Here is a 25,305-nt window from a genome sequence, read left to right on the forward strand (position 1 = left end):
AGGGACCAGGATGAAGGACTGGGACGCGGTCGTCGGGGTCGGGCTTGCGCTGCCGGGTGTCGAACTGGGAACGACGTACGGCAAACCCGCGCTGAAGGTTCGCGGCAAGATGATCGCTGCGACGACCGCGCCGGAACCGGGCAGCTTCGTCCTTCACGTCCCTATGGAGGACAAGGCCGTCCTGATCGAAACCGATCCCACAACGTTCTGGGAGACCGATCACTATCATGGCTGGCCTGCCATACTCGTCCGATATGGAACGCTCGAGACCGACCGCATCGCCGTCCTGCTTGCGCGCGCATGGTGGGACCGTTCCACGATCGGCGCACGTGCAGCCTATGGTGACCGCCCCTGATGCGCGCGGCGTAAAGCGGGTATCCGGGTTGAAGCGCTGACGCATAAGCATGACATAGTCGGAGCACCCTGCCCACGATCACGTAGTACCACGTGATCGCTCGACCTATGGCAGCACCCTGGTACGGTCTGGTCCTTGCGCCAGTCCTGCGAAGCGGACGCTCGACGTGATGCTTTCTTACCCGCCATCGACGGAGACGATCAATGACTACCGGCTATGACACGAAACTCGGGCTTTATATCGCCGGCGAATGGCTCGACGGCACTGGCCGCGACACGCGCGACGTGCTCAATCCGGCGACCGGCACCGGCCAGGCCGCGCTGCCACTGGCCAACGCCGCGGACCTGGATCGCGCACTCGAGGCTACGCAACGCGGGTTCATCGCATGGCGTGCCACCCCGCCGGAAAAGCGCGCCGCGATCCTGACGCGGACTGCGCAACTGCTTCGAGAGCGGGGCGACCATATCGCGCGGATCGCGACGCTCGAACAGGGCAAGATCCAGGCCGAGGCGAAAGGCGAGGTCGCGTTCGCGGCCGCGCTGCTCGATTTCCATGCCGCCGAGGCGCAGCGCATCTACGGTCGCGTCCTGCCCCGCCCGTCGGGGACTCGCGGCATGGTCCTGCATCAGCCGGTCGGCCCGGTCGCGGCATTCTGCGCGTGGAACTTCCCGATCATGAACGTCGTGCGCAAGATCGCCCCGGCGCTGGCGGCAGGCTGCTCGATCATCATCAAGCCGTCTGAGGAAACCGCCGGTAGCGCGGTTGAAGTGCTGCGGTGCTTCCAGGACGCGGGACTTCCGGGCGACGTTGCGCAGTGCGTGTTCGGGGTGCCGGACATGGTATCGCGGCAGCTCCTTGCGTCTCCCATCACGCGCAAACTGAGCTTCACCGGTTCGGTGCCGGTCGGGAAAGCCCTGATGAAGCTCGCGGCCGACACCATGATGCGGACGACGATGGAGCTTGGCGGGCACGGGCCGGTGCTGGTGTTCGACGACTGCGACCTGGAGAAAACGCTCGACACGCTGGTCGCGCACAAGTTTCGCAACGCGGGCCAGGTCTGTGTCGCGCCGACCCGCTTCCAGGTGCAGGACGGCATCTACGACCGCTTCGCCGCCGGCTTTGCGGAACGCACTCGTTCGCTGAAGATCGGCGACGGCATGGATTCGGCGAGCCAGATGGGACCGATGGCCAACGCCCGCCGACCGGACGCGATCGCCGAACTGGTCGGCGATGCGACGGGTCACGGTGCCAAGCTGCTCGCGGGTGGCGACTACGGTGGCGCAGGTGGGTTCTTCTTCCAGCCGACCGTGCTGTCGGACGTGCCGCTGTCGGCTCGGGCGATGAACGAGGAGCCGTTCGGCCCGGTGGCATTGCTGAGCCGCTTCGAGACCGACGAAGACGCGATCGCCGAGGCGAACCGCCTGCCGTTCGGGCTTGCCGCCTATTGCTTCACCGAGAATGGCCGACGCCAGAACATGCTGGGCGATGCGATCGAGGCGGGGATGATCGCGATCAACAACGTCCGGCTCAGCTATCCCGACAGCCCGTTCGGCGGCGTGAAGGACAGTGGGCATGGTTCCGAAGACGGCCCGGAAGGCGTTGCCGCGCATCTGATCACCAAGGCGGTTCACATCAACTGACGCGATGCACGGCGTTTGCTCGGCGGCGGGGGGGCACCGCCGTCGTCGGGCAACGCTTGATCGTGTCACATCATCCGGTCGCGCAGGTTGAACAGGATCACCAGCGTTCCCGACACCATCAGCGCGATGATGAGCGTGGAGAACAGGATCAGTTGCAGGTCGTGCCGTGACGAGCGCTTGAGGCTGATGTGGAGGAAGCAGCGGAACTGCACCGCCATCTGCACGAGGCCCAGCGCGAGCACGATCCCGAAGATCGCGCGTGCGCCGAAGGACGGCCAGCGGACCATCGCAAACGCCGCCGCGGTCAGCACGAGCGACAGGACATAGCCGATTGCATAGGTTCGCAGTTCGCGTGTGCGGTCGCTCATCCGATGTTCCCTTGCAGGCATACGACCGAAAAGATCGCGATCCAGACGATGTCGAGCAGATGCCAGAACAGCCCCAGCCGCAACAGGTTGATCCGCACGCGCGCATCGAGGCCATGGGCGCAGATCTGGCCGATCATCACGACCAGCCAGAAGCACGCGACCGCGACGTGCAGCCCGTGCAGCCCGACCAGCACGAAGAACGACGACAGGAAGCCGCTGCGCATCGGATAGGCCCCGTGCGCGAACATCGTCGCGAAGTCGTTCGCTTCGAGCGCGAGGAAGACGAGGCCGAGCCCCAGCGTCGCACCGAGCCAGCCGAACAGCACGCGGCGCGGTTCATCGTACTTCATGGCGATCGTCGCGCGGCCGAACGTCGCGCTGCTCGTCAACAGCAACAGCGTCTCGACGAACGCGGGCAGCAGCTTGAACTCGGACGCAGGCGTCGGGCCACCGACGGTGCTGGCGATCATCGTGCCGTAGGTGGCGAACAGCAGCGCGAAGATCACCGCGTCGCTCATCAGGAATATCCAGAAGCCGAAGATCGCGTTCTCCGCCTGATCCTGCGTCAGCGCGCCGGTGTCGCTGTGGTTGAGGCCCGCATGCGCCAGTTCGGGTTCGCTCACGCCACGATCTCCGCAAGGCCGCGATTGACGGCGGCGGTCTCCAACTGGCGCGGGATCGCCGGTGTCGCTCGGACGCGGGCGAGCCATGCCTCATGCTCTTGCGCGACCTCGGCGGCGGAGATGGTCCGGTGCTGGTCGCGACCGAAGCTCCGCGCCACGACCGCCGCGACGACGATCTGGAGCGCGACGATGGCCAGCCCCCATATCTCCCATATCAGGCCGAACGCGGCGACCGCGGCGGCGAGACCGATCACGACGCTGGTCGCGCTGCCCCGTGGCACGACGATGTCCTCGTACGAAGACGGTGAAGCGTACGGGTCGGGTTGGCCTTCGTCATGCTTGTGATCGTAGAACGGGTTGCGCCCGTCGATCAGCGGCAGGACCGCAAAGTTATACTCGGGCGGCGGTGCGCAGACCGACCATTCGAGTCCGCGGCCATCCCACGGATCGCCTGCCTCCACGCGGGTCGAGGCGCGGTCGCGGATGCTGACCCACAACTGGATGCCTAGCGACGTCAGCGCGGCCAGCAGGATGAACGCGCCGACACAGGCGACGTACAGCCAGGGCCGGAACGACGGTTCGAAGATCGCCTGCGTCCGCCGCGCCATCCCGCTCGCGCCAAGCACGTACAGCGGGAAGAAGGCGAGGTAGAAGCCGACCACCCAGCACCCAAACGCGATCCGCCCCCAGCGCTCGTCAAGGCGGAAGCCGAACGCCTTGGGAAACCAGTAATGATAGCCCGCGAGCATCCCGTAGAGCAGCCCCGGGATCAGCATGTTGTGGAAATGCGCGACCAGAAACAGCGTGTTGTGGACGAGGTAATCGAGCGGCGGCATCGCCAGGATGATACCGGTGAAGCCGCCCAGCACGAACGTCATCATGAACGCGAGCGCATACAGCATCGGCACGGTGAAGCGCACCTCGCCGCGAAACATCGTCCAGATCCAGTCGTAGATCTTGACCCCCGTCGGCACGCCGATTGTCATCGTCGCGATCCCGAACGCCGCATTGACGTTGGCCGACTGCCCCATCGTGAAGAAATGATGGACCCACACGGTGAAGCTCAGCACCGCGATCGCCATCGTCGCGATCACCAGCGACGTGTAGCCGTACAAATCCTTGGTCGAGAAGGTCGACACGACCTCCGAATACACGCCGAACGCAGGCAGGATCAGGATGTACACCTCGGGATGACCGAACAGCCAGAACATGTTGGCGTAGTTCATCATGTTGCCGCCAAGGTCGTTGGTGAAGAAATGGAACCCCAGATACCGGTCGAGCGCGAGCAGCAGCGTCGCGACGGTAAGCGGCGGCATCGCGAAGATCATCAGGATCGCCGTGCACAGGCTGGTCCACGAAAACATCTGCATCCGCATGAACCGCATCCCCGGCGCACGCAGCTTATAGACGGTGCAGGCGATATTGATCCCCGCCATCGTCGAGCCGATCGACCCCAATGTCACCGCCCAGATCCAGTAGTCGACACCGACGCCGGGACTGAACGCGCGCTCGGTATAGGGCGGGTAGCCGCTCCATCCGCCGGTCGAGAATTCGCCGACCACCAGGCTCGCCATCATCAGGCCCGCGGCACCGATGGTAAGCCACAACGCGATCGAATTCGCCCAGGGAAACGCCATGTCGCGCGCGCCGAGCTGTAGCGGCAGGACATAGTTGATCATCCCCGTCAGGAACGGCATCGCCATGAAGAAGATCATGATCGAGCCATGCGTCGAGAACAGCTGGCCGAAATGATCGGGCGAGAGGAAGCCGGGGTTTTCGATCGCCACCGCCTGCTGCATCCGCATCAGCACCGCCTCGACCAGCGCGCGCGACAGCATCACGAACGCGACGACGATATACATGATGCCGATCTTCTTGTGGTCGAGGCTGGTGAGCCACTCGGTCCACAGATACCGCCACTTGCCGTACCGCGTCAGCAACGCCGCCAACACGACCGCGCCGACCACCACCAGCGCGCCCGCAAACGCACCGATGAGCTCGCTGATAGTCGGGTTCTCCCACGCGCGCACGAACGGCAGGTCCTGCCAGCCGAACCGGCCGAACACCGCGGGCCAGAGGGGAACAGAAACGGTCATCGAGCGGCTTTCGGCAAAGAATGGGTCATGCCGCCGGTCGCGGCCAGCACGTGCTCGAACAGGTTCGGCGCGACGTGGGCGAACTCGACAGGGTGCATGATGATCGAACGCGCGGACAGCCGCCGCCAGGTCTGCGCATTCAAGGTGCGGTCACCGCGGCGTGCAGCCGCCGCCCAACGATCATAGTCAGCTGGCGACACGGCAACGACGTCGAACTTCTGATGCTGGAACCCGGCGCCGTTATACTGCGTGTTCTCACCGCGGAAGCGCCCTGCCCGGTGCGCCTGGATGTTGAGCTCGGTCGTCATGCCGCCCATCGCATAGATCTGGCCCGCGAGCTGTGGGATCAGCATCGACTGCATCACGGTGCCGCTGGTCAGCCGGAGATGCACCGGGCGCCCGGCGGGAATGACGAGCCGGTCGACCGCAGCAACGTCGAGGTCGGGATAGACGAACACCCATTTCCAATCGAGCGCGATCGCCTGCACTTCGATCGGCGCGGCACCCGGCAATCGCCGATACGGATCGTCGATCTGCGTCCAGTGCCACAGCAATATGGCGAGCCCGATCACGATGCCGGCCGGCGGAATCCAGATCAGCGCCTCGACCCACCAAGAGAAATTCCACTTCGGGCGGTACGCGTCGCCGCGGTTGGACAGCCGGTAATGCCATGCGAACAGCGGCGTCAGCAGCAACACGGGCCCCGCGACGAACAGCAGCACGATCGACACCGTGACGAACAGGTCGCGCTCATGCCCCGCAACTGGCCCCTGCGGATTGAGGAAGCCGTGCGACAGCGCGGTGCAGCCAGCGAGCCCGAGCATCAGGAACGAAGCCGAGGTCACACGCCGCAACCGTCGAAAGCATCCTACAAACACGAACGTCCCTTACCGCGCCGAGGAAACCCGCCTTCACTCGGTATAGCACCGACTCGTTTACTCGCAGATTTCCCAAGCATTCTCTACCCGGCATGCGAACCACGAGACAGCGCGGAGGCCAGCCATGGAACGCGCTTTCGTCCCATTCGTCCGGACGGGACGGGACGAGAGGAAAGCATCATGGCCAGGCACGACGGATTGCGCGTCATCATCACCGGCGCATCGAGCGGCATCGGTGCCGCGACCGCCATCGCATTCGCTAAAAAGGGAGCTAGACTGATGCTCGCAGCACGCGGCGAGGCCGGGCTTCGGGACATTGCCGAACGGTGTCGCAGGGTCGGTGCCTCCGCCGAAGTCCGCGTCGTCGACGTGACCGACGCCGCCGCAGTCGCGGCCTTCGCGTCCGAGGCCAATACGGCACTGGGTGGGATCGATCTGTGGTTCAGTTGCGTCGGCGTTGGCGTCGTCGGCAAGTATCACGATGTACCGATGCCGGATCATGCGCGCGTGATCGAGGCGAACCTGGTCTCGCATATGAACGAGGCGCACGCAGTCCTGCCAATTTTCCTGGCGCAGGACCACGGGACCTGGGTCAACATGATCTCGGTTGGCGGCTTCGTGGCGACGCCGTATGCCGCGGCCTATGCGGCGAGCAAGTTCGGCCTGCGCGGTTTCAGCGAAGCACTTCGCGGCGAGGTATCGAAGCATCCGCGGATCCACGTCTGCGACGTCTACCCGACCTTCGTCGACACGCCGGGCATCGATCATGCCGGCAACTATACCGGCGCGCGCCTCTCGTTGCCGCCGGGTGCGCTAGCGCCCCAGACCGTGGCGAAGGCAGTGGTGAGCCTTGCCCGCCGCCCGCGCAACACCGTGGTCGTCGGTGCACCGGCCATCGCGCTCAAGCTTGGCCAGTTCGCGGCACCCAATCTGATGGCGGCTATGATGAACGGCTTCATGGACGTGTGGTCCGCGAAGGCCGAGCCGGGAGAGGACACGCGCGGAGCGGTCTTCGACCCGCCTGCCCAGCCGAGCGGCCCCGATGGTGGTCGCCGTGATCCAAAGCGACGACGCAAGACCGCGATCGTCGGCACGGCAGCACTCGGTGTCGTCGGTCTTGGCGCCTGGCTATGGCAGCGGCGGCGGTGACCCGAGTCGGAGATAAACCTCGGCATCGGAGCGTGGGCAACCACGAGGACGACGAATCGTTCACGGAACCGCGCGACGGGCGCGAGAACGCTAGCAGGAAGTTCGTATGACCGACACGTTCAAGCCCACGGCCAAGATGGCGGCGAATGCGGAGAAGGGCCTCAAACTGCGCAAGGAATTCGGCCGTGGCGGCACGGACGTGGGCGTCAAACGTGCCGAACAGCTTGCTGCGCAGAAGTCGCTGTCCGCCGAAGACGTGAAGTCGATGCACAGTTATTTCGCACGTCACGAGGTCGACAAGAAGGGCAAGTCCCATGAATGGGGATCGGACAGCGACCCATCCGCCGGATACATCGCCTGGCTCCTCTGGGGCGGCGACGAAGGCAAGGACTGGGCTGACGGAAAAGCTGACACGCTGGATTGAACTCTACACTCCCCCGCACGATCTCCAACCCCGACGGCCCGGAACGGCGTCGACCGAGCGAAGCCCGAGGTGTCGCTATGGCTCGCGTCACGGCGTCAGAGGGCGTATAGAGGCATCATGTTGAGATCATTGTATCTGTCGACCTTGCGCTATCGGAGCGCCCGCTGATGGCATGGTTCGAAAAGCTCGCCATCGTCGTGTTCATGGTCCTGTTCATGGAATGCTTCGCGTGGGCGGCGCACAAATACATCATGCACGGCTGGGGCTGGGGCTGGCACAAGTCGCACCACGAGGAGCACGGCGGCTTGTTCGAGAAAAACGACCTGTATGCGGTCGTCTTCGCTGTCGTGCCGATCGTCCTGTTCGTCGTCGGTTTGCGGTGGGAGCCATTGTGGTGGGCTGCGCTCGGCATCACCGTCTATGGTGGCATCTACGCCTTCGTCCACGACATGCTCGTCCATCAGCGCGGCGGGTTTCGCTGGGTCCCCAAACAGGGGTATTTCAAGCAGTTGTTGCAAGCGCATCGTCTGCACCACGCCGTCGAGGGCAAGGACGGCACGGTCAGCCACGGCTTCCTGTTCGCCCGCAAGCCCGCAGTGCTGAAGGCGCAGTTGCGGGCGAACGCCGATCCGCAGCGGCGTGGTCCGCGACGGGACCAGCCGACCGCCGTTTCCGACATTTCGGCGCCGGCAGACCGTTGAGCACCGCGTCGCTCCCTCGAGCCGTTGCCGATCGACGGCAAGCGCATATCGGCCTGTCGCTAGCCGCGGCGATCGTCGTCGCTTGGCTGGCGATCCACGTCACCGGCATTTTCTTCTGGCGGTGGAGCGTCGGCACGGTTCCGATCGCGGTCGCGATGGTCCTCGTCCAGACCTGGCTCAGCACGGGGTTGTTCATCGTCGCGCACGACTCGATGCACGGCGCATTGGCCCCGGGTTATCCGCGACTGAACCGCGCGGCGGGCGCAACGTGCCTCGCGCTTTACGCTTGCTTGTCCTATGCGACGCTGCTGCCACAGCATCACCTCCATCATCGTCATGCCGGGTCCGAAGGCGATCCCGATTTTCATGGCGGCGATCCCCGCCTGATCGGATGGTTCGGCCAGTTCTTTCGGTCGTATTATTCGCACGGACAAATCGTTCGCATCACGCTGGTCGCGCTGGTCTACACGCTGCTGCTGGGCGCACCGCTTGGCAATATCGTCGTCTTCTGGGCGGTGCCCGCGTTGGGCGCGGTGGGGCAGTTGTTCGTGTTCGGTACGTGGCTGCCACACCGTGAGAGCGATGAGCCTTTCCCCGACACGCATCGCGCGCGGAGCGCACGGATCCCGCAGATTGTGTCGCTGCTCACATGCTTCCATTTCGGCGGCTACCATCATGAGCATCATCTTTCACCGGGGACCCCCTGGTGGGGGCTCCCTGCCCGCCGCCGTGCGCTTACCGACAGTCGGCAGGCGGACGTCCGCGGTTCGTAATACCCTCAATAGCTGACGCGTTTGCGGTAACAGTTGCTGGCGATGACGGCTATCGTCTTGCGTGACGCGTCTCCGACCGGCACGCGTCATGCTCCGGACAGTGCGATACCCCCTATGATACGCCCGAACGGCCATATCGCCGTTATTACCTCTCCCGTGCCCGGACATCTCAATCCGCTGCAGGTCCTCGGCGCGGAACTCGACGCGTTGGGCTGGCGCGTGACGATCGTCCATGTCCGCGGGACCGAGCGGTTCATCACGAACGACAGCATCGCTTTCGTCCCCCTGCCGGAACAGCTGGGGCGGGAACGCCTGGATTTATATAGAGAAAAGCTTGCCCGGCCGACGGGGCCGATTGGGCTTCGGCGGATGATCCGCGCGACTGCGGACATTACGGGCGCGCTGCTCGCCGACGCACCCGACGTTCTTCGACGGATCGGCGCGGATGCGGTGATCGCGGATGCGGTGGAGCCGGCCGGTCCGCTAATCGCCCAACACCTCGGCCTTCCCTATGTCATTGCCGCGACCGGGCTGCCGCTGATCCGCGAGGAGGGTGTTCCCCCGCCCTTCCTCGGCTGGCGTTTTCGGCCCGGCGCGCTGGGTCGGTTCCGCAATCGCGGCGGCTATGCGGTGTCAGACAGGCTGATGCGGCCGATCACAACCGTTCTGGATGCTGCACGCCTGGACTGGGGGATCGGCCCGGACGAACGCCCCCCGCTGGTGCAGGTCGCGCAATGTCCGAGAGAACTGGATTATCCGCGCGACCATCTGCCTGCCAATTTTCTGTACGGATCGCCGTGGCGGGAAGCCCGAGCAGAAGCTATGACGTTACCGGACGACGGACGACCTCTGGTTTTTTGCTCGCTCGGCACGTTGCAGGGGTCGAGGCGAGCCCTGTTCACGGTGATGGCGCAAGCTTGCGCGGCCCTCGGCGCCAGGGCGGTGATCGGGCATGGCGGCGGCCTGACGGCTGCCGAAGAGGCAATGTTGCCGGGCGATCCGCTCGTACGTGCCTTCTGGCCGCAGGAAGCCGTTTTGCGCCATTGTGCGGCGGCGGTGCTGCACGGCGGGTTCAACACCGTGCTCGACGCGCTGGCAGCAGGGGTCCCGATCGTGGCCCTGCCGATCGCCTTCGAACAGCCCGCGACCGCCGCGAGGCTCGCGAGGGTTGGTGCAGGGCGGGTAGTCTCGGCGCGATCGTTGACCGTACGCACCTTAGCAAATGCGCTCCACGAGGTGATGACCCATCCAACCTATCGTTCGGCCGCTCGCCGTATCGCGACTGCTATCGAGGCGGACGGTGGCGCCGCCCAGGCCGCAGCGGCGATCCACTCGGTTCTGGAACCGAGTACCCGACGGCTTACGGTGTCGTCGACCGCCTACGAGTAAGCGTGGGCGCAACCGCGATTCCCCCCACCGCCAAGCCGATCCCAGCCAGTACGTCCACCCCGTAGTGCCCGCCGAATACCGGCGTCGCCAGGATCGTCACCACGGCCCAGACCGGTGCGATGATACGCAGCCGTGTAACGTCGCGCTGCGCCCAGGCGAGAATGATCGGCAGCGTGGCGTGGTAGCTCGGGAAGGTCACGATCCCCATGAGCTGCGTGAGATCCAGCTTTCGGATCGATCCGTCGCGTAGTCCGGTGATGAGGTCGTGCTCCAACCACGCGACGGAGGGCCAGAGCGCGTGATAGCCCGCCGGATCGAAGACGTTGCCCATCGCTGGGACCGCTCCCGAAATCAGGATCGTAAGGATACCGCTCGAGACCGCTGCGGCCACCATCATGCGAAGCCTGTCGTTCCGACCAGTGGCGCTGAGCGCGACGATGCACACCACCATCTGCAGCGTAAGACTGTGATACGCGATCCCACCGATCCATATCGCGATCGGAACGGTGTCGAGCGTCCGGTATAGCACGGCCCAATCGAAGCCGAGATAGCGGTCCGCCGCGGCCAGCTCTCGATCCAAAAGCGGTCCGGCCTGTGCTGCCAACACATAGGCGAGGACGACGCCATTGACGGTGAACAAGGTCATCTGGAGGAATGCCGTCGCCCCCGCCGTCAAGCGTGGCTGCTGCCGCGCCCGGCCGAAAACGATCGCGCCGGACAGGATCGCCAACGCCGCGCACACCGGCAGCGCGCGCCAAGCATCGACCACGAAGCCGTTTGCATACCCCAACACGATACAGCCGACGGTCATGACGGCTACGAGGATCCACGACGCGGTATCGGCATGGCGTCCGCGATGCTCGATCTCCGATCGGGTTTGGAATGGTTGGTGCCGGGGCCGTCGATCGGTCGTCGACGCAGTCCGGTCCTTTAACACCGTCGTAATCGCCGCGACCTCTACCTGCTCGAATCCAGGCGGCCGCGACCGACGATTACGACGCCAGTCACCATTCGATGCCGATCTTGCCGAAGTGCCCGGCGCCCATCTCGTATCGGAACGCGTCGGCGAGTTCCTCCAACGGGAAGCGGCGATCGATGACCGGTCGGATCGCTCCGCCGTCTAGGGCGCGGACGAAGTCCTGCTGCTCGCGTCGGCTGCCGACGATCAGGCCCTGGAGCCGCGCCTGCTTCGCCATCAGGGCCGCTGTCGGCACGTCGCCGCTGGCACCGGTCAGCACGCCAATCAGCGAGATATGCCCGCCAACGCGCACCGCCTCGATCGACTGCGCGAGCGTGCCAGGCCCGCCGACTTCGACCACGTGATCGACGCCGCGGCCGCCGGTCCAGTCACGGACGGCCCTGCCCCACGCGTCCTGCTCGCGGTAGTTGACCGTGAAATCGGCACCAAGCGAGCGCGCGCGATCGAGCTTTTCGTCCGACGACGAGGTGATCGCGACGGTCGCACCCATCAGCTTGGCGATCTGGAGCGCCCAGATCGACACGCCGCCCGTGCCGAGCAGAAGCACGCTGTCGCCCGGCTTGAGGTTTCCGTCGACGACCAACGCACGCCATGCCGTCAGGCCCGCGGTCGTAATGGTCGCCGCCTCGACCGCATCGAAACCCTTGGGCGCGTGCGTGAAGGCAGTTGCCGGAAGGACGACATAGTCCTGGGCGAAACCGTCGATGCCGTCCCCAGGCGTACGGTCGAAGTCGCCGACGGTCGGCGCTCCGTCTAGCCAATCGGGGAAGAAGCACGATACGACCATGTCGCCGGGTACGAATTCGGTGACGCCCTCGCCGACCGCCTCGACCGTGCCTGCGCCATCGGCGAGCGGTACGCGCCCGTCGGCGGTTGGCATACGCCCCGTTGCCACGCCGAGATCGTGAAAGTTGAGCGAACTGCCATGCAACGCGACGCGGATCGCACCGGGACCGGGCGCGCCAGGATCGGGACGATCCTCCATTCTCAGGCTGTCCAACCCGATGGGGGACCGCAATGTCATCGCCTTCATGCCGAACTCCAGATACTGTGGCATGCCGAACGCACCAGCGGCGGTTCGGGCTCCGGATCTGTTTTCGCGGGGCCGAAATGGGCCTCGCCAGTGCGCCGCCCAGAAGTAACGCGTGCAGGTTGCCCCGCCGATCGATTCCGTAGAGGGAAGTCGACCGTTCCTGAGGGAGGTATTGGATGTCCGACGAGTACGCGCATGGTCGGCGGGACGGCCTCCGGCTAGCGCTTGCGATCCTTGCGGCGGAAGAGGCCAAATGGGCGGCACTGCTCGGCGAAAGCCCGTCGTGGCGGACCAACGCCACCCGGGAAGTCCGTCACAAGACGCTTCAGGTCGCGCAACAACGCGTGCGGACCACGCTGAACCGCCTAACGCCGAAGGACGGAGATGCTGGAAGCGCGGAATTGTCCGCGGCGCTCGATAAGATCGGACTCTGACAAGCAATCCGACGCGATCAACCGTCGTACCGCCTTGCGAACGCAGCTTTATTCCAACAGCCGCGGAACGTTCATCCCGGCCCCGCGCTCCACACCCGGATAGGAGATGCATGATGGACGACAACCGGATTTGGGAATTTGAGGAAAGCCTCTGGACCGGCGACGCCGAGCATTACCGGGCGCTGATAGACGACGAATGCGTCATGGTGCTGCCCGAAAGCCCGTTCGTGATGACGGGCGCGCAGGCCATCGAAGCGGTCGCCGATACGCCGCGCTGGTCGAATGTGGCGTTCAGCGAACAGCAGGTCATGCGGCCGCAGGAAGGGCTGATCACGATCGCGTACAAAGCCGAAGCGAGCCGCGACGGATCTAGCGGTTACGTTGCATACTGCACCACGACGATGCGGCGCTTGAGCCATGAGGAATGGCGCGTGGTGCAGCATCAGCAGACGCTCGCGCCGGTGGCCGGCGGGGCGTAATACCAGAGCGGGGCTCGCTGCTCCGTTACACCCTTGGGCTGGCGATTCACCGCTCTACCCGCGCTAAACCCGACCGATCCGATAAGGTCCGGACCGTGTCGGGAGCGCCTGCCCCTTCCAGCTCAATCGTACGTGGCCGTCGATCACCAACCGATCGACGGCCGCATGGACCACTGGCATCAAATCGCGCCACGACACTGCCGCTGCCTTTGGAACGGCGGCGTTGGCAAGCACTCGTGCGACTTCGCTGGGGCAAACCGTTGCGGTTGACGCACGGCTCGCGAGGAGTGCCAGCGTGGCCTCTTGCGCATTCGTGGCGGTCATCGAACCTCCTTCTACTGTGTCACAACGCTCGCCGCATCGATCGGAAGCGGTACCGGCACGACGTATGACGGCACGGCTTCCCGACGACGACACACGGGGGCAGCATCGAGGCACCCCATCGCCATGAGCGTTTCACGAACGGCAACGTCCAGCCGCGTGTGCGGTTCTGTCCCCAGCTTGGCCGTCAGACGGTCGTTCGACAACCTGACGGGCTGCTCCCACAAGTATTTCATCTCCATCACTTCGCGCAGGGTCGGCACGAAGGGCGAAACCAGCCGCATCATCCACCACGGCGTTCGCCGGACCGCGACTGCCGGGTCGCCGAGCACCCGACAAAGCGCATCGATCATTCGCGTGCCGTCGGCATCCCATACGCCCTGCATGTGAAAGGTCGCGAAGGCGTCGAGGCCATCGGCTTCGATCAGGCGCACCATCGTCTCGGCGACGTCGGGGAGATACGCCCATTGATGCCCGACCCCGCGTCGGCCGGGATAGGTGATTGCGGTTGGTCGTTTGCCCGCCGGCACGATCTGGCTGAACCACGTACTCGCCGCAGCCGCACCGAAAAAGTCCCCGGCGCGCACGATCAGCACGATCCCCGCCCCGCTTTCCGCAAACGCGCGCAGCCGACGTTCCATCTCGACCCGAATGGCGCCCTTGCGCGTCTGCGGGTGTTGGGGACTGTCTTCCGCTATGTCGGGGAACGCGTCGGGGCCGTAGTTATAGACCGTTCCCGGCAACAATATCCGGGCACCGCTGGCACGCGCCGCAGCGATGCTGTTGTCGATCATCGGCAGCACCAGCTTCCCCCAGTTGCGATAGCCGGGCGGGTTCACGGCGTGAACGATCAAGGAAACGCCCTCGGCAGCGGTGGCGACATCGCTGGCGACCATCGCGTCCCCCTTGCGCCAATCGAAGCCGTGCTTCGCAACCACGCTGTCCGGATCCCGGTGCAGTGCCCGCACCTGCCAGCCGCGCTGCTCCATCAGTCGCGCGACCGCGCCACCGATCCCGCCGGTTGCACCCAATACCAAAGCGATCTTGCGTTCCATGTCTCGTCTCCATTGCATCTGAGCGAGAAATGCGGCTTTCGACACTAAAACGAAATTGCCGAATGTCGTGGATCATCTATACGAAAATGCATGAACGGATCGCCGAGCTGGGATCTCTACCGCACGTTCGAAGCGGTGTTGCGCACTGGGTCCCTGTCGGGTGCGGCCCGCGCGCTCGGGCTGACGCAGCCCAGCGTCTCGCGGCATATCGACGCGCTCGAGCAGGCCATCGGTCGTGAGCTGTTCGTGCGATCGCAGCGCGGCCTCACTCCGACCGAGGCGGCCGTCGAACTGAAACCCTATGCCGATGCGATCGCCTCCACCTCCGCCGCATTGCTGCGTACAGCCGCGGGCAGCGCCGGTGCGATCGCCGGGACGGTTCGGATCAGCGCGAGCGAGGTGGTCAGTGCGGAACACCTGCCGACGATGTTGGCGCGACTGCGGCAACGCCACTCCGCGCTCTCGTTCGAGATCTCCGCGTCGAACACGGTCGACGACCTGCTCCAGCGGCAGGCGGACATCGCGGTGCGCATGACCCAGCCCGTCCAGCAGTCGCTAATCGCCAGGAAAATGCCGTCGATCCCGATCGGCCTTCACGCCCATGCCGACTATCTAGCGCGCTGCGGCACCCCGTCTAAACTGTCCGATATCGCCGACCATGACATCATCGGCTTCGATACCGAGACGCCAGCGATCCGCGCTTTCGTCGAGAGTTTTCCGGACATCAGGCGGAGCGCCTTCGCGTTGCGGATCGACAGCGACGTCGCGCAACTCGCCGCGATCCGCGCCGGGTTCGGGATCGGTATCTGCCAGGTCCCGATCGCCAAGCGGCACCCGCAACTCTTCCGCGTGCTGCCGGATGCCTTCGCGATCGACCTTCCCGTGTGGATCGTGATGCACGAGGATTTGCGCAACAGCCCGCGCTGTCGCACCGTATTCGACGCGTTGGTGAGCGGGTTCGCGTCGCTATCCTAGATCGGCCGGCTACAGTTCCGCGAAGGCGGACCGTCGCGTGGGCAAGCGAGTTCATCCCCGTACCGACCAAGGAGTGCAAGGCGTGACCGACACCATCATCCTGGCGATCGACCAGGGCACGACCTCAACCCGCAGCATGACGTTCGGCACCGACGGCGTTCCCCGCCAGACTGTACGCCGCGAATTCCCACAGTATTATCCGCAGTCCGGCTGGGTCGAGCATGATGCCGAAGACATCTGGCGCGACACGGTCGAAACGCTGAAGGAGGCCGCGGAGGCGGACGGCGGCAAGATCGCCGCGATCGGCATCACCAACCAGCGCGAGACGGTGGTCGTGTGGGACCGCGAGACCGGCAAGCCCGTCCACAACGCGATCGTCTGGCAGGATCGCCGTACCGCGACGCTATGCGCGCAATTGAAGGCGGACGGCAACGAACCGCTGGTTCGCGAGCGGACCGGGCTGATCCTCGACCCCTATTTCTCGGGGACGAAGCTCAAATGGATCCTCGACACCGTCGATGGCGTCCGTACCCGCGCCGACCGGGGCGAATTGGCGTTCGGGACGATCGACAGCTTCCTGCTCTGGCGGCTGACCGGCGGCAAGGTCCACGCGACCGACGCATCGAATGCCTCGCGCACGCTGCTGTTCGACATCCACAAGGGCGCGTGGGATCCGGACATGCTGCGAATGCTCGACATCCCCGAAAGCCTGCTACCCGAGGTCAAGAACAACAGCGCGATCTTCGGCGAAACGACATCCGACCTGCTCGGAAAGTCGGTCCCGATCGGGGGGATGGCCGGCGACCAGCAGTCGGCCGTGGTCGGCCAGGCCTGTTTCCAGCCCGGCGATGCCAAGTCGACCTATGGCACCGGCTGCTTCGTGCTGCTCAACACTGGCAAGCAGGCGGTGACCAGCAAGAACGGCATGCTGACGACGATTGCCTATCAGCTCGACGGCGAGATTACCTATGCGCTGGAGGGATCGATCTTCGTTGCGGGCGCGGCGGTGAAGTGGCTGCGCGACGGCCTCGGCCTGATCAACCACGCGGCGGATACGAACGACATGGCAACCAAGCTCGACGGCAACGACGGCGTCTACATGGTGCCGGCGTTCGTCGGCCTCGGCGCGCCGCATTGGGATCCCGAAGCGCGTGCAAGCATTACCGGGCTCACATTCGCCGCGACCGGATCGCACATCGCTCGTGCCGCGCTGGAGTCGGTAGCCTATCAGACGACCGACCTGATGAACGCGATGGTTGCCGACGGCGCGCGCGATGCCCGCCAGATTCGGGTCGACGGCGGGATGGCCGCGAACGACTGGTTCTGCCAGTTTCTCGCGGACATGCTCGATACCGACGTGGTTCGCCCCGCCAATATCGAGACGACAGCGGCCGGTGCCGCGTTCCTCGCGGGCATGGCGGTCGGCATCTGGAACGGTCCCGACGACATCTCCGGAGCCTGGAGGGAGGATCGGACGTTTCATCCGGTGATGAAGACGGACGAGCGAACGGCCCTGATGGCGGGGTGGCAGGAGGCCGTCGATCGAACGCGTTCGAGGACCAGGGCATGACGACCAGTACCAAGTCCAGCGATGTCGACCTTCTCGTCATCGGTGGCGGGGTGAACGGCACCGGCATCGCCCGTGACGCCGCCGGCCGAGGATTGAAGGTGATGCTGGTCGAGCAGGACGATCTGGCCGCGCATACGTCGTCCGCGAGTTCGAAGCTGATCCATGGTGGCCTGCGCTATCTCGAGATGTACGAGTTCCGGCTGGTGCGCGAGGCCCTGGAAGAACGCGAGAAGCTCCTCGACATCGCGCCGCACCTGATCCGCGGCATGCGTTTCGTCATGCCGCTGGCGGACGGCATGCGACCGGCCTGGCTGATCCGGATCGGGCTGTTCCTGTACGATCATATCGGCGGCCGCAGCCGGCTGCCCAAGTCGGTCGGCGTACGGCTCGACCACACGGCATGGGGCAAGGGGCTAAAGCCGGTCAAACGCGGCTTCGTCTATTCGGACGGCTGGGTCGACGATGCACGACTGGTAGTGCTCAACGCGCTCGACGCGGCGGAACGCGGTGCCGATATCCGCACCCACGTGAAGTTCGAAGGTGCGACGCGCGAAGCGGACCGTTGGGTCGCTAGGCTCGGCGACGGCAGCATTGTGCACGCGCGCGCCATCGCGAACACGTCCGGTCCCTGGGTCGGCAAGGTCCTGGACGACATGCCGGCGGCGCATTACGAGCCCCCGCCACGGCTGGTCAAGGGCAGTCATATCGTCGTGCCCCGCCTGTTCGACGGCGACCATGCCTTCATCCTCCAGAACGACGACAAGCGCGTGATCTTCGCGATTCCGTATCAGGGCGACCTCACCTTGGTCGGTACGACGGACAAGCCGTTCGACGGCGATCCGTCCGCACCGACGATCGATCCCGACGAGACCGAGTATCTCTGCGCCAGCGTGAACCGGTATTTCACGCGCCAGACGGCGCCGGCCGACGTCGTGACCAGTTACTCGGGAGTCCGCCCGCTGTTCGACGACGGCAACGCGAACGCATCCAAGGTCACGCGTGATTATGTCCTGAAGCTTGGTACCGCCGATGCGCCCCAGATATTGTCCGCGTTCGGGGGCAAGATCACGACCTATCGCCGCCTGTCCGAACATGCGCTGGAGGAACTCGCGCCGTTCCTTCCACCGATGACCGAGGCGTGGACCGACGACGCGCCGCTTCCCGGTGGCGACCTGCCCCCGGGCGGGATCGCGGCGTTCGTGGAGACGGTAGGCAAACGCTGGCCGTTCCTGGATGCCGCGACCGCGTTTAGGATGGCGCATGCGTATGGCACGCGGATCGACGCCGTGCTGGGCGACGCGACCAGCATCGTCGACCTAGGCCACGGCCTTTCCACGCGCGAAGTCGACTATCTCGTCGACAGGGAATGGGCGCGCTCGGTGGAAGACATCCTGTGGCGGCGGACGAAGCTAGGCATCCACGGAGGTGTCGCGTTGCGCGATGCCGTTTCCGAATATCTGACCGCGAAGGGGTTGGCGACGTCTGCGTAAGCGGATCCCGCAACTACGCTCGCCATTCGGTGCGGCGCAGCATAGGATCGCGGCATGCGGATCGCGATCATCGACACGAGCACGACGCGAGCCGCGATCATCTCGGACGGTCTGCGCGAGGCGGGGCTCGACGATATCGTGGTGATCGACGGCACTTTGGGGATGGTCGCTGCGCTTGAGAAGGCAGCGCCCGAAGTGGTGCTAATCAACCTCGAAAATCCGAGCCGCGACGTGCTCGAGGAGTTCTTTGCGGTGTCGCGCGCGCTAGCGCGGCCGATCGCGATGTTCGTCGACCAGAGCGATGCGGAGTCTACGAACGCGGCGGTCGATGCGGGGGTGTCGGCGTATATCGTCGACGGGCTCGCCAAGCAGCGGATCAAACCCGTCATCGACTTGGCGATCCGGCGGTTCCAGGCGTTCGCGCGGTTGCAGGCGGAGTTGCACGAGGCGCGCAGCGCGCTCGCGGATCGCAATACCGTCGACCGTGCGAAGGCGATCCTGATGAAACGCCGCGGTATCGACGAGCCGACCGCCTACGGCCTGCTCCGCGGGCAGGCGATGCGATCCAACCGCCGGATCGCCGAGATCGCCGACGCGATCATCACCAGCGACGCGCTCATGGGAGATTTGTGATGGCGCTCGACCGGGTCCGTATCGGCTTCCTGCCGCTGGTCGATGCCGCGCTGCCGATCCTCGCGCGCGAACGCGGGTTCGCCGAGGCGGAGAGGCTGGAGATCGAGCTGGTCCGCGACATGACCTGGGCAACGGTGCGCGACCGGCTGCTCTACGGTCATACCGATGCCGCGCACATGGTCGCTCCGCTGGCGATCGCGACGGCGCTGGGGCGCGGACGGCCGGCGGTGCCGATGGCGGTACCGTTCGTGCTGGGGCTCAACGGCAATGCGATCACGCTGTCACTGCCGTTGGCCGCGGAGGTGCTCGACGGGGACGCGCTGGGCGATCCGGTGGTGCTCGGCGCGCGGTTGAAGGCGGTGGCGATCGCGCGCGCCGCGGCGGGGCGGCGGCTGCGGTTCGGCGTGGTGCATCGCTATTCGAGCCACAATTACATGCTGCGCTATTGGCTGGCGCAGGTGGGCATCCGCCCCGACACCGACGTCGAGATCGTCACGACCAGCCCAACCTTCGCGGCCGACGCGCTGGCGGCGGGCGAGGTCGACGGCATCTGCGTCGGCGAGCCGTGGAACGGCGTCGCAGTCGATCGTGGGGTCGGACGGATCGCGCTGGTCACGGCGCAGGTCTGGCGGCGTGGCGTCGAGAAGGTGCTGGCTATGCGCGACGCCACGCTGGCCGAGCGAGGCGACGTCGTTCACCGGCTCATCCGCGCGCTCCACGCTGCGGCTGCGCAGTTCGTCGATCCGGATACGCTTGAGGCGAATGCGGCGATACTTGCTCGTCCGGAGTATCTTGATGCGCCGGTCGATGCGGTGTCGCGGGCGATCGGCGACCGGGTGCGGCTGGTGAAGGATGCGGCGCCGATCCACGTTCCGGACTTCATGTTCCAATACCGCGAGGCGGCGAACTTTCCGTGGCGCAGTCAGGCGGCGTGGCTGTATTCGCAGATGGTGCGGTGGGACGGCACGCCGTTCTCGGCGGAGGAGGCGGATGTCGCACAAGGCGTGTTCCGGCCGGACATTTACCGCGCGGCACTCGCCGGGTCAGACGCGCCGCTTCCCAATGCTAGCTCGAAACTGGAGGGAGCGATCGGCGCGGACAGCATCGGTGCGGGGTCTACGCAGGGCCGGTTGATCCTCGGGCGCGATGCATTCTTCGACCGGCGCGCGTTCGATCCCGACGATATCGAAGGGTATCTTGCCGGGTTGCCCTGAATTTTAGCTTCTCCCCTCCCTGGAAGGGAGGGGTTGGGGGTGGGTTGGCCGGCTTGAGCCACTTAGGCTCGACAGGCGGAAGCCGACCCACCCCCAACCCCTCCCTTTCAGGGAAGGGAGTTTTATCGCTCGATCACCCCTAAACCCCAAATCTGCTGCATCTGCGAAATGACGCTTGCGCGATAAGGCCACTTCGGTCATCTTCACATCGTCCGGCAAGGGAGTCGGGCACGAAATCATCGCGAGACCGGTTCCAACGACGGGACCTGACCGCGTAGGACGATCCACCGATCGTCCATAGGCAACGAAGCCGCTCCGATGCGTCCGCAAGGTCGCCGTCGGGGCGGCTTTTTCTTTGTCCGTCGCAGATGGGGGAAATCATGTTGTTCGCATCACCGGGAATCGACACCGCCGCGCCGAAAGCCACACGGATCGATCTGTTCAGTGCCGCCACGCCGCAGATGCGCGCGTTCCATGTCACGTGGCTCGCGTTCTTCGTGTGCTTCTTCGCGTGGTTCGCCGCCGCGCCGTTGATGCCGCTGATCAAGACCGAGTTCGGCCTCAGCAAGGATCAGATCGCCAACATCAACATCGCCGCGGTCGCTGTGACGATCCTGGTGCGGCTGGTGGTCGGACCGCTCTGCGACCGGTTCGGCCCGCGGCGCACCTATACGTGGCTGCTGCTGATCGGTGCGATCCCGGTATTCGGGCTGGCCTTTGCACAGACCTACGAAACGTTCCTGTTCTTCCGCCTCGCGATCGGCGCGATCGGCGCGTCGTTCGTCATCACGCAATATCACACGAGCGTGATGTTCGCGCCCAACGTCGTCGGCACCGCCAACGCGACCGTCGGCGGCTGGGGCAATGCGGGTGGCGGCGCGGCGCAGAGCCTGATGCCGCTGGTCGTCGCGGCGCTGATCGGTCTCGGTGTCGAGCATGCTTGGGGCTGGCGCGCCGCGATGTTCGTGCCGGGCGTCGCGATGGTCGCGATGGCGTTCGTCTATGCGCGCTACACGCAGGACACGCCGCAGGGCGATATCTTCGACCTCCGCGCGGCGGGGATCGAGCTCGATGGCGGCAAGGCGACCGGCATGGCGATCTTCCGCCGCGCGGCCGCCAATTACCGGACCTGGATGCTCGCGGCCACGTACGGCGCATGCTTCGGCGTCGAGATCTTCATCCACAACATCGCGGCCAGCTATTACGTCGACCGGTTCGGGCTTTCGCTGACCAACGCCGGGCTCGCCGCGGGGATCTTCGGTGGCCTTGCGCTGTTCGCCCGAGCGCTCGGCGGGATCGCCAGTGACCGGATCGCGCTGGTCAAGGGCCTCGACGGCCGCGCGCTGCTGCTGTTCGCGCTGATGCTCGGCGAAGGCGTCGGACTGGTGCTGTTCGGCAATGCCGGCAGCGTCACGCTTGCGATCCTGGCGATGACGATGTTCGGGCTGTTCACGCACATGGCGTGCGGCGCGACCTATGCGCTGGTGCCGTTCATCGACCGCAAGGCGCTGGGCGGTGTCGCCGGGCTGATCGGCGCGGGCGGCAACATCGGCGCGGTCGCGGCGGGGTTCCTCAACAAGGCATCGGCCACGCCGCAGCAATGCCTGATCATCCTTGGCTACGTCGTCGCCGGCACTGCGGTCTGTGCGCTCGCCGTCCGCTTCTCTGCCACGCACAAATCGGACGAGCGCGCGCTGCTTGACGCCGCCCTGGACGCGCGCCGCACGAGCGACCGCTCCGTGAACAGCGCGGTCCCCGCGTGACCCCCCTTCCCCGGCTCCAACGCGACTGGACGATCTGATGGAACACCAAAACATTAACCCCGACACCCGCCAGCATCTCGTCGTGATCGGCAACGGCATGGCCGGCTGTCGCGCGGTCGAGGAGCTGATCGCGCGCGACCCGACCCGCTACCGCGTGACGATCTTCGGCGCCGAGCCGCATGTGAACTACAACCGCATCATGCTGTCGCCGGTGCTGGCAGGCGAGAAGACGTTCGAGCAGATCATCATCAACGATCATGCCTGGTACGCGACCAACACGATCGAGCTGGTGACGAGCGATCCGGTGCAGGCGATCGACCGCGCCGCTAAGACCGTCACCACGCGGTCGGGGCTGACGGTGTCGTACGACAAACTGCTGATCGCGACCGGCTCCGATCCGTTCATCATTCCCGTCCCCGGCAAGGATCTACCCGGCGTCATCTCGTTCCGCGACATGGCGGACGTGGATCATATGCTGGAGGCTGCCGGAAAAGGCGGCGCGGCGGTGGTGATCGGCGGCGGGCTGCTCGGGCTTGAGGCGGCGCACGGGCTCACGTTGCGCGGCATGAAGGTGACGGTGATCCACCTGATGCCGACGCTGATGGAACGCCAGCTCGACGAGGCAGCGGGTTGGTTGCTGAAGTCGGCGCTGGAAGCCCGCGGGCAAGTCATCCTCACCGAAGCGAACACCGCCGAGATCGTCGGCGATACCCATGTCGAGGGCGTGCTGCTCAAGGACGGTACGTTGATCCCCGCGAGCCTCGTCGTCATGGCGGTCGGCATCCGTCCCTCGGTGGCGCTCGCGCGCGACGCCGGGCTAGAGATCGGCCGCGGGATCAAGGTCGACGACCACATGGTGACCAGCGACCCGTCGATCCTCGCGGTCGGCGAATGCGTCGAGCATGACGGCAACGTCTACGGCCTCGTCGCGCCGCTGTGGGACATGTGTCGCGCGCTCGCCGACGGGCTGACCGACAGTCACAGCGGCTATCGCGGATCGGTGACCTCGACCAAGCTGAAGGTCGCCGGGCTCGACGTGTTCTCGGCGGGCGACTTCTCGGGCGGTGCCGGCGCGGAGGACATCGTCCTGCGCGATGCGTCGCGCGGCATCTACAAGCGCGTCGTGGTCAAGGACGACCGGATCGTCGGCGCGGTGCTGTACGGCGACACGACCGACGGCGGCTGGTATTTCGACCTGCTCAAGCGGGCGGAAGACATCGCCCCCATCCGCGACATGCTGATCTTCGGCCAGTCCTTCGCCTCGGGAGGGGCGCAGGCGGACCCTAAGGCGGCCGTTGCGGCGCTCTCCGACGATGCGGAGATCTGCGGCTGCAATGGCGTCACCAAGGGCAAGGTCGTGGCGTGCATCGGCGCCGGCAACGCGACGCTCGACGCGGTCCGCGCGACCTGCAAGGCGTCGGCATCGTGCGGGTCGTGCACCGGCCTCGTCGAGACGCTGCTCGCGGTCACGCTCGGCGACGAGTATTCGGGCGAACGTGCGGTGAAGACGGTGTGCAAATGCACCAGCTTCGGCCACGACGACGTCCGCCGCGAGATCGTCGCGCAGGGCATGCGCTCAATCCCCGAAGTCATGCAGAAGATGAGCTGGTCGACGCCCGACGGGTGTTCGTCGTGCCGCCCTGCGCTCAATTACTATCTGCTCTGCGCGCTGCCGGGCGAGTACAAGGACGACCAGCAGAGCCGGTTCGTCAACGAACGGCTGCACGCCAACATCCAGAAGGACGGCACCTATTCGGTCGTGCCGCGGATGTGGGGCGGGCTCACCAACCCGCGCGAGTTGCGCGCGATCGCCGATGTCGTCGAGAAATACGACGCGCCGATGGTCAAGGTAACGGGCGGCCAGCGGCTCGACATCTTTGGCATCAAGAAGGAGGACCTGCCCGCGGTGTGGGCCGATCTCAACGCCGCCGGGATGGTCAGCGGGCACGCGTATGGCAAGTCGCTGCGGACCGTGAAGACCTGCGTCGGCTCCGACTGGTGCCGGTTCGGGACGCAGGATTCGACCGGGCTCGGCGTCAAGGTCGAGCGGATGACCTGGGGCAGTTGGATGCCGCACAAGTTCAAGATCGCGGTCAGCGGCTGTCCGCGCAATTGTGCCGAAGCCACAATCAAGGATTTCGGCGTGGTCTGCGTCGACAGCGGCTACGAGCTGTCGGTCGGCGGCAATGGCGGGATCAAGGTCCGCGCGACCGACTTCCTGTGCAAGGTCGCGACCGAGGAGGAGGCGATGCACTATTGCGCCGCGTTCATCCAATTATACCGCGAGGAAGCCCGCTATCTGGAGCGCACCGCGCCGTGGATCGAGCGGATCGGCGTGGCCTATATCCGCCAACGCATCGCCGAGGATCCCGAGGGTCGCGATGCGCTGGCGGCGCGGTTCCTGTTCTCGCAGCAGTTCACGCAGGACGATCCCTGGGCGGCACGCGCGGCGGGCGAGCACCGCGAACAGCATGCGCCGATGGCGCGCTTCACCCCCATCGACGCAACCAGGGAAATGGCATGATCGGCGAATGGCTCGATATCGGCTGGGTCGACGAGATCCCGGTCCGCGGCAGCCGCACGGTGCAGGTCACTGGTGGCGACGACATCGCGGTCTTCCGCACCGGCGACGGCAAGGTCTTCGCGCTCGCCGATCGCTGTCCGCACAAGGGCGGGCGACTGTCGCAGGGGATCGTGCACGGCGGCGCGGTGGCGTGCCCGCTGCATAACTGGCGGATCGCGTTGGATACGGGCGAGGCGCTGGGCGAGGACAAGGGGTGTACGCCGGTGATCCCGGTGAAGGTGAGCGGTGGCCGGGTGCTGCTGTGCCGCACATCGACGATGAGAGCCGCCGCATGATTGCGCCACTGCTCCCTCTCCCCTTCGGGGAGAGGGCCGGGGTGAGGGGTTGGGGCGCGTGCCGTTCGTCCCAACTCCCCCTCACCCAACCCTCTCCCCGAAGG

At 65.6% G+C, this 25,305-nt stretch carries 25 protein-coding genes; 17 read left to right on the forward strand and 8 right to left on the reverse strand.

Annotated features, from left to right (window positions below; genetic code table 11):
- The first annotated feature begins 10 nt into the window (after positions 1-10).
- Complete coding sequence (locus U1708_RS04525; protein ID WP_332743178.1) at positions 11-355, forward strand: MmcQ/YjbR family DNA-binding protein; 345 nt, start codon at positions 11-13, stop codon at positions 353-355.
- A gap of 203 nt (positions 356-558) precedes the next feature.
- The gene (locus U1708_RS04530; RefSeq protein WP_332743179.1) at positions 559-1,995 is read left to right on the forward strand and encodes an NAD-dependent succinate-semialdehyde dehydrogenase; all 1,437 of its coding nucleotides are present in this window, start codon (positions 559-561) and stop codon (positions 1,993-1,995) included.
- Between the two features lie 65 nt (positions 1,996-2,060).
- On the opposite strand, the gene U1708_RS04535 is transcribed toward U1708_RS04530, so the two are convergent.
- The 4 genes from U1708_RS04535 to U1708_RS04550 are packed head-to-tail and all read right to left on the reverse strand — an operon-like array spanning position 2,061 to position 5,927.
- Positions 2,061-2,363, reverse strand: coding sequence for a cytochrome o ubiquinol oxidase subunit IV (locus U1708_RS04535; RefSeq protein WP_332743180.1), 303 nt, complete (start codon positions 2,361-2,363; stop codon positions 2,061-2,063).
- On the reverse strand, positions 2,360-2,986 hold the full coding sequence (locus tag U1708_RS04540) for a cytochrome c oxidase subunit 3 (protein ID WP_332743181.1): 627 nt from the start codon (positions 2,984-2,986) through the stop codon (positions 2,360-2,362). Before U1708_RS04540 ends, U1708_RS04535 begins: the two co-directional genes overlap by 4 nt.
- Positions 2,983-5,082, reverse strand: coding sequence for a cbb3-type cytochrome c oxidase subunit I (locus U1708_RS04545; RefSeq protein ID WP_332743183.1), 2,100 nt, complete (start codon positions 5,080-5,082; stop codon positions 2,983-2,985). Before U1708_RS04545 ends, U1708_RS04540 begins: the two co-directional genes overlap by 4 nt.
- On the reverse strand, positions 5,079-5,927 hold the full coding sequence (locus tag U1708_RS04550) for a cytochrome ubiquinol oxidase subunit II family protein (protein WP_332743185.1): 849 nt from the start codon (positions 5,925-5,927) through the stop codon (positions 5,079-5,081). The genes U1708_RS04545 and U1708_RS04550 overlap by 4 nt, the downstream gene beginning before the upstream one ends.
- Positions 5,928-6,140: 213 nt before the next feature.
- Between U1708_RS04550 and U1708_RS04555 the strand changes: the two genes are divergently transcribed.
- The 5 genes from U1708_RS04555 (at position 6,141) to U1708_RS04575 (ending at position 10,396) form a co-directional block, all read left to right on the forward strand.
- The gene (locus U1708_RS04555; protein ID WP_332743186.1) at positions 6,141-7,109 is read left to right on the forward strand and encodes an SDR family oxidoreductase; all 969 of its coding nucleotides are present in this window, start codon (positions 6,141-6,143) and stop codon (positions 7,107-7,109) included.
- A 106-nt stretch (positions 7,110-7,215) separates the two neighbouring features.
- A complete protein-coding gene (locus U1708_RS04560; RefSeq protein WP_332743187.1) occupies positions 7,216-7,533 on the forward strand; it encodes a hypothetical protein in 318 nt (105 codons plus the stop codon).
- 167 nt (positions 7,534-7,700) lie between these two features.
- Entirely contained in the window at positions 7,701-8,234 is a 534-nt protein-coding gene (locus U1708_RS04565; RefSeq protein ID WP_332743188.1) for a sterol desaturase family protein, read from the forward strand.
- A complete protein-coding gene (locus U1708_RS04570) occupies positions 8,231-9,007 on the forward strand; it encodes a fatty acid desaturase (protein WP_332743189.1) in 777 nt (258 codons plus the stop codon). Before U1708_RS04565 ends, U1708_RS04570 begins: the two co-directional genes overlap by 4 nt.
- Before the next feature lie 42 nt (positions 9,008-9,049).
- The gene (locus U1708_RS04575) at positions 9,050-10,396 is read left to right on the forward strand and encodes a glycosyltransferase (RefSeq protein WP_332743190.1); all 1,347 of its coding nucleotides are present in this window, start codon (positions 9,050-9,052) and stop codon (positions 10,394-10,396) included.
- Here U1708_RS04575 and U1708_RS04580 read toward each other — a convergent pair.
- Entirely contained in the window at positions 10,368-11,207 is an 840-nt protein-coding gene (locus U1708_RS04580; RefSeq protein ID WP_332743191.1) for a phosphatase PAP2 family protein, read from the reverse strand. The genes U1708_RS04575 and U1708_RS04580 overlap by 29 nt on opposite strands.
- Before the next feature lie 193 nt (positions 11,208-11,400).
- Positions 11,401-12,408 (reverse strand): zinc-dependent alcohol dehydrogenase family protein, encoded by a 1,008-nt coding sequence (locus U1708_RS04585; protein WP_332743577.1) that lies wholly within the window; start codon positions 12,406-12,408, stop codon positions 11,401-11,403.
- 176 nt (positions 12,409-12,584) lie between these two features.
- On the opposite strand from U1708_RS04585, the gene U1708_RS04590 reads away from it, so the two are divergent.
- Positions 12,585-12,842, forward strand: a complete 258-nt coding sequence (locus tag U1708_RS04590) for a hypothetical protein (RefSeq protein WP_307085319.1) — start codon at positions 12,585-12,587, stop codon at positions 12,840-12,842.
- Between the two features lie 113 nt (positions 12,843-12,955).
- Positions 12,956-13,321 carry a DUF4440 domain-containing protein gene (locus U1708_RS04595; protein WP_332743192.1) on the forward strand — a complete coding sequence of 122 codons (366 nt, stop codon included), beginning with the start codon at positions 12,956-12,958 and terminating at the stop codon, positions 13,319-13,321.
- 63 nt (positions 13,322-13,384) lie between these two features.
- Here the strand turns inward: U1708_RS04595 and U1708_RS04600 are convergent, their stop codons facing one another.
- Positions 13,385-13,645, reverse strand: coding sequence for a DUF3253 domain-containing protein (locus U1708_RS04600; protein ID WP_332743193.1), 261 nt, complete (start codon positions 13,643-13,645; stop codon positions 13,385-13,387).
- Between the two features lie 11 nt (positions 13,646-13,656).
- A complete protein-coding gene (locus tag U1708_RS04605; RefSeq protein ID WP_332743194.1) occupies positions 13,657-14,697 on the reverse strand; it encodes an NAD-dependent epimerase/dehydratase family protein in 1,041 nt (346 codons plus the stop codon).
- A gap of 90 nt (positions 14,698-14,787) precedes the next feature.
- On the opposite strand from U1708_RS04605, the gene U1708_RS04610 reads away from it, so the two are divergent.
- The 8 genes from U1708_RS04610 (at position 14,788) to nirD (ending at position 25,201) form a co-directional block, all read left to right on the forward strand.
- Positions 14,788-15,672 (forward strand): LysR family transcriptional regulator, encoded by an 885-nt coding sequence (locus U1708_RS04610; protein WP_332743195.1) that lies wholly within the window; start codon positions 14,788-14,790, stop codon positions 15,670-15,672.
- Positions 15,673-15,754: 82 nt separating this feature from the next.
- Entirely contained in the window at positions 15,755-17,242 is a 1,488-nt protein-coding gene (gene glpK, locus U1708_RS04615; protein ID WP_332743197.1) for a glycerol kinase GlpK, read from the forward strand.
- A complete protein-coding gene (glpD, locus tag U1708_RS04620) occupies positions 17,239-18,732 on the forward strand; it encodes a glycerol-3-phosphate dehydrogenase (RefSeq protein ID WP_332743199.1) in 1,494 nt (497 codons plus the stop codon). Before glpK ends, glpD begins: the two co-directional genes overlap by 4 nt.
- Positions 18,733-18,786: 54 nt before the next feature.
- Positions 18,787-19,365, forward strand: a complete 579-nt coding sequence (locus U1708_RS04625) for an ANTAR domain-containing response regulator (protein ID WP_332743201.1) — start codon at positions 18,787-18,789, stop codon at positions 19,363-19,365.
- Complete coding sequence (locus U1708_RS04630) at positions 19,365-20,579, forward strand: CmpA/NrtA family ABC transporter substrate-binding protein (protein WP_332743203.1); 1,215 nt, start codon at positions 19,365-19,367, stop codon at positions 20,577-20,579. Before U1708_RS04625 ends, U1708_RS04630 begins: the two co-directional genes overlap by 1 nt.
- Positions 20,580-20,959: 380 nt before the next feature.
- Positions 20,960-22,342, forward strand: coding sequence for an MFS transporter (locus U1708_RS04635; RefSeq protein WP_332743205.1), 1,383 nt, complete (start codon positions 20,960-20,962; stop codon positions 22,340-22,342).
- Positions 22,343-22,379: 37 nt separating this feature from the next.
- Entirely contained in the window at positions 22,380-24,866 is a 2,487-nt protein-coding gene (gene nirB, locus U1708_RS04640) for a nitrite reductase large subunit NirB (RefSeq protein WP_332743207.1), read from the forward strand.
- Positions 24,863-25,201, forward strand: a complete 339-nt coding sequence (gene nirD / locus U1708_RS04645; RefSeq protein WP_332743209.1) for a nitrite reductase small subunit NirD — start codon at positions 24,863-24,865, stop codon at positions 25,199-25,201. The genes nirB and nirD overlap by 4 nt, the downstream gene beginning before the upstream one ends.
- The last annotated feature ends 104 nt before the right edge of the window (positions 25,202-25,305 follow it).

The sequence above is a fragment of the Sphingomonas arabinosi genome (assembly GCF_036663715.1).
Taxonomy (GTDB): Bacteria; Pseudomonadota; Alphaproteobacteria; order Sphingomonadales; family Sphingomonadaceae; genus Sphingomonas.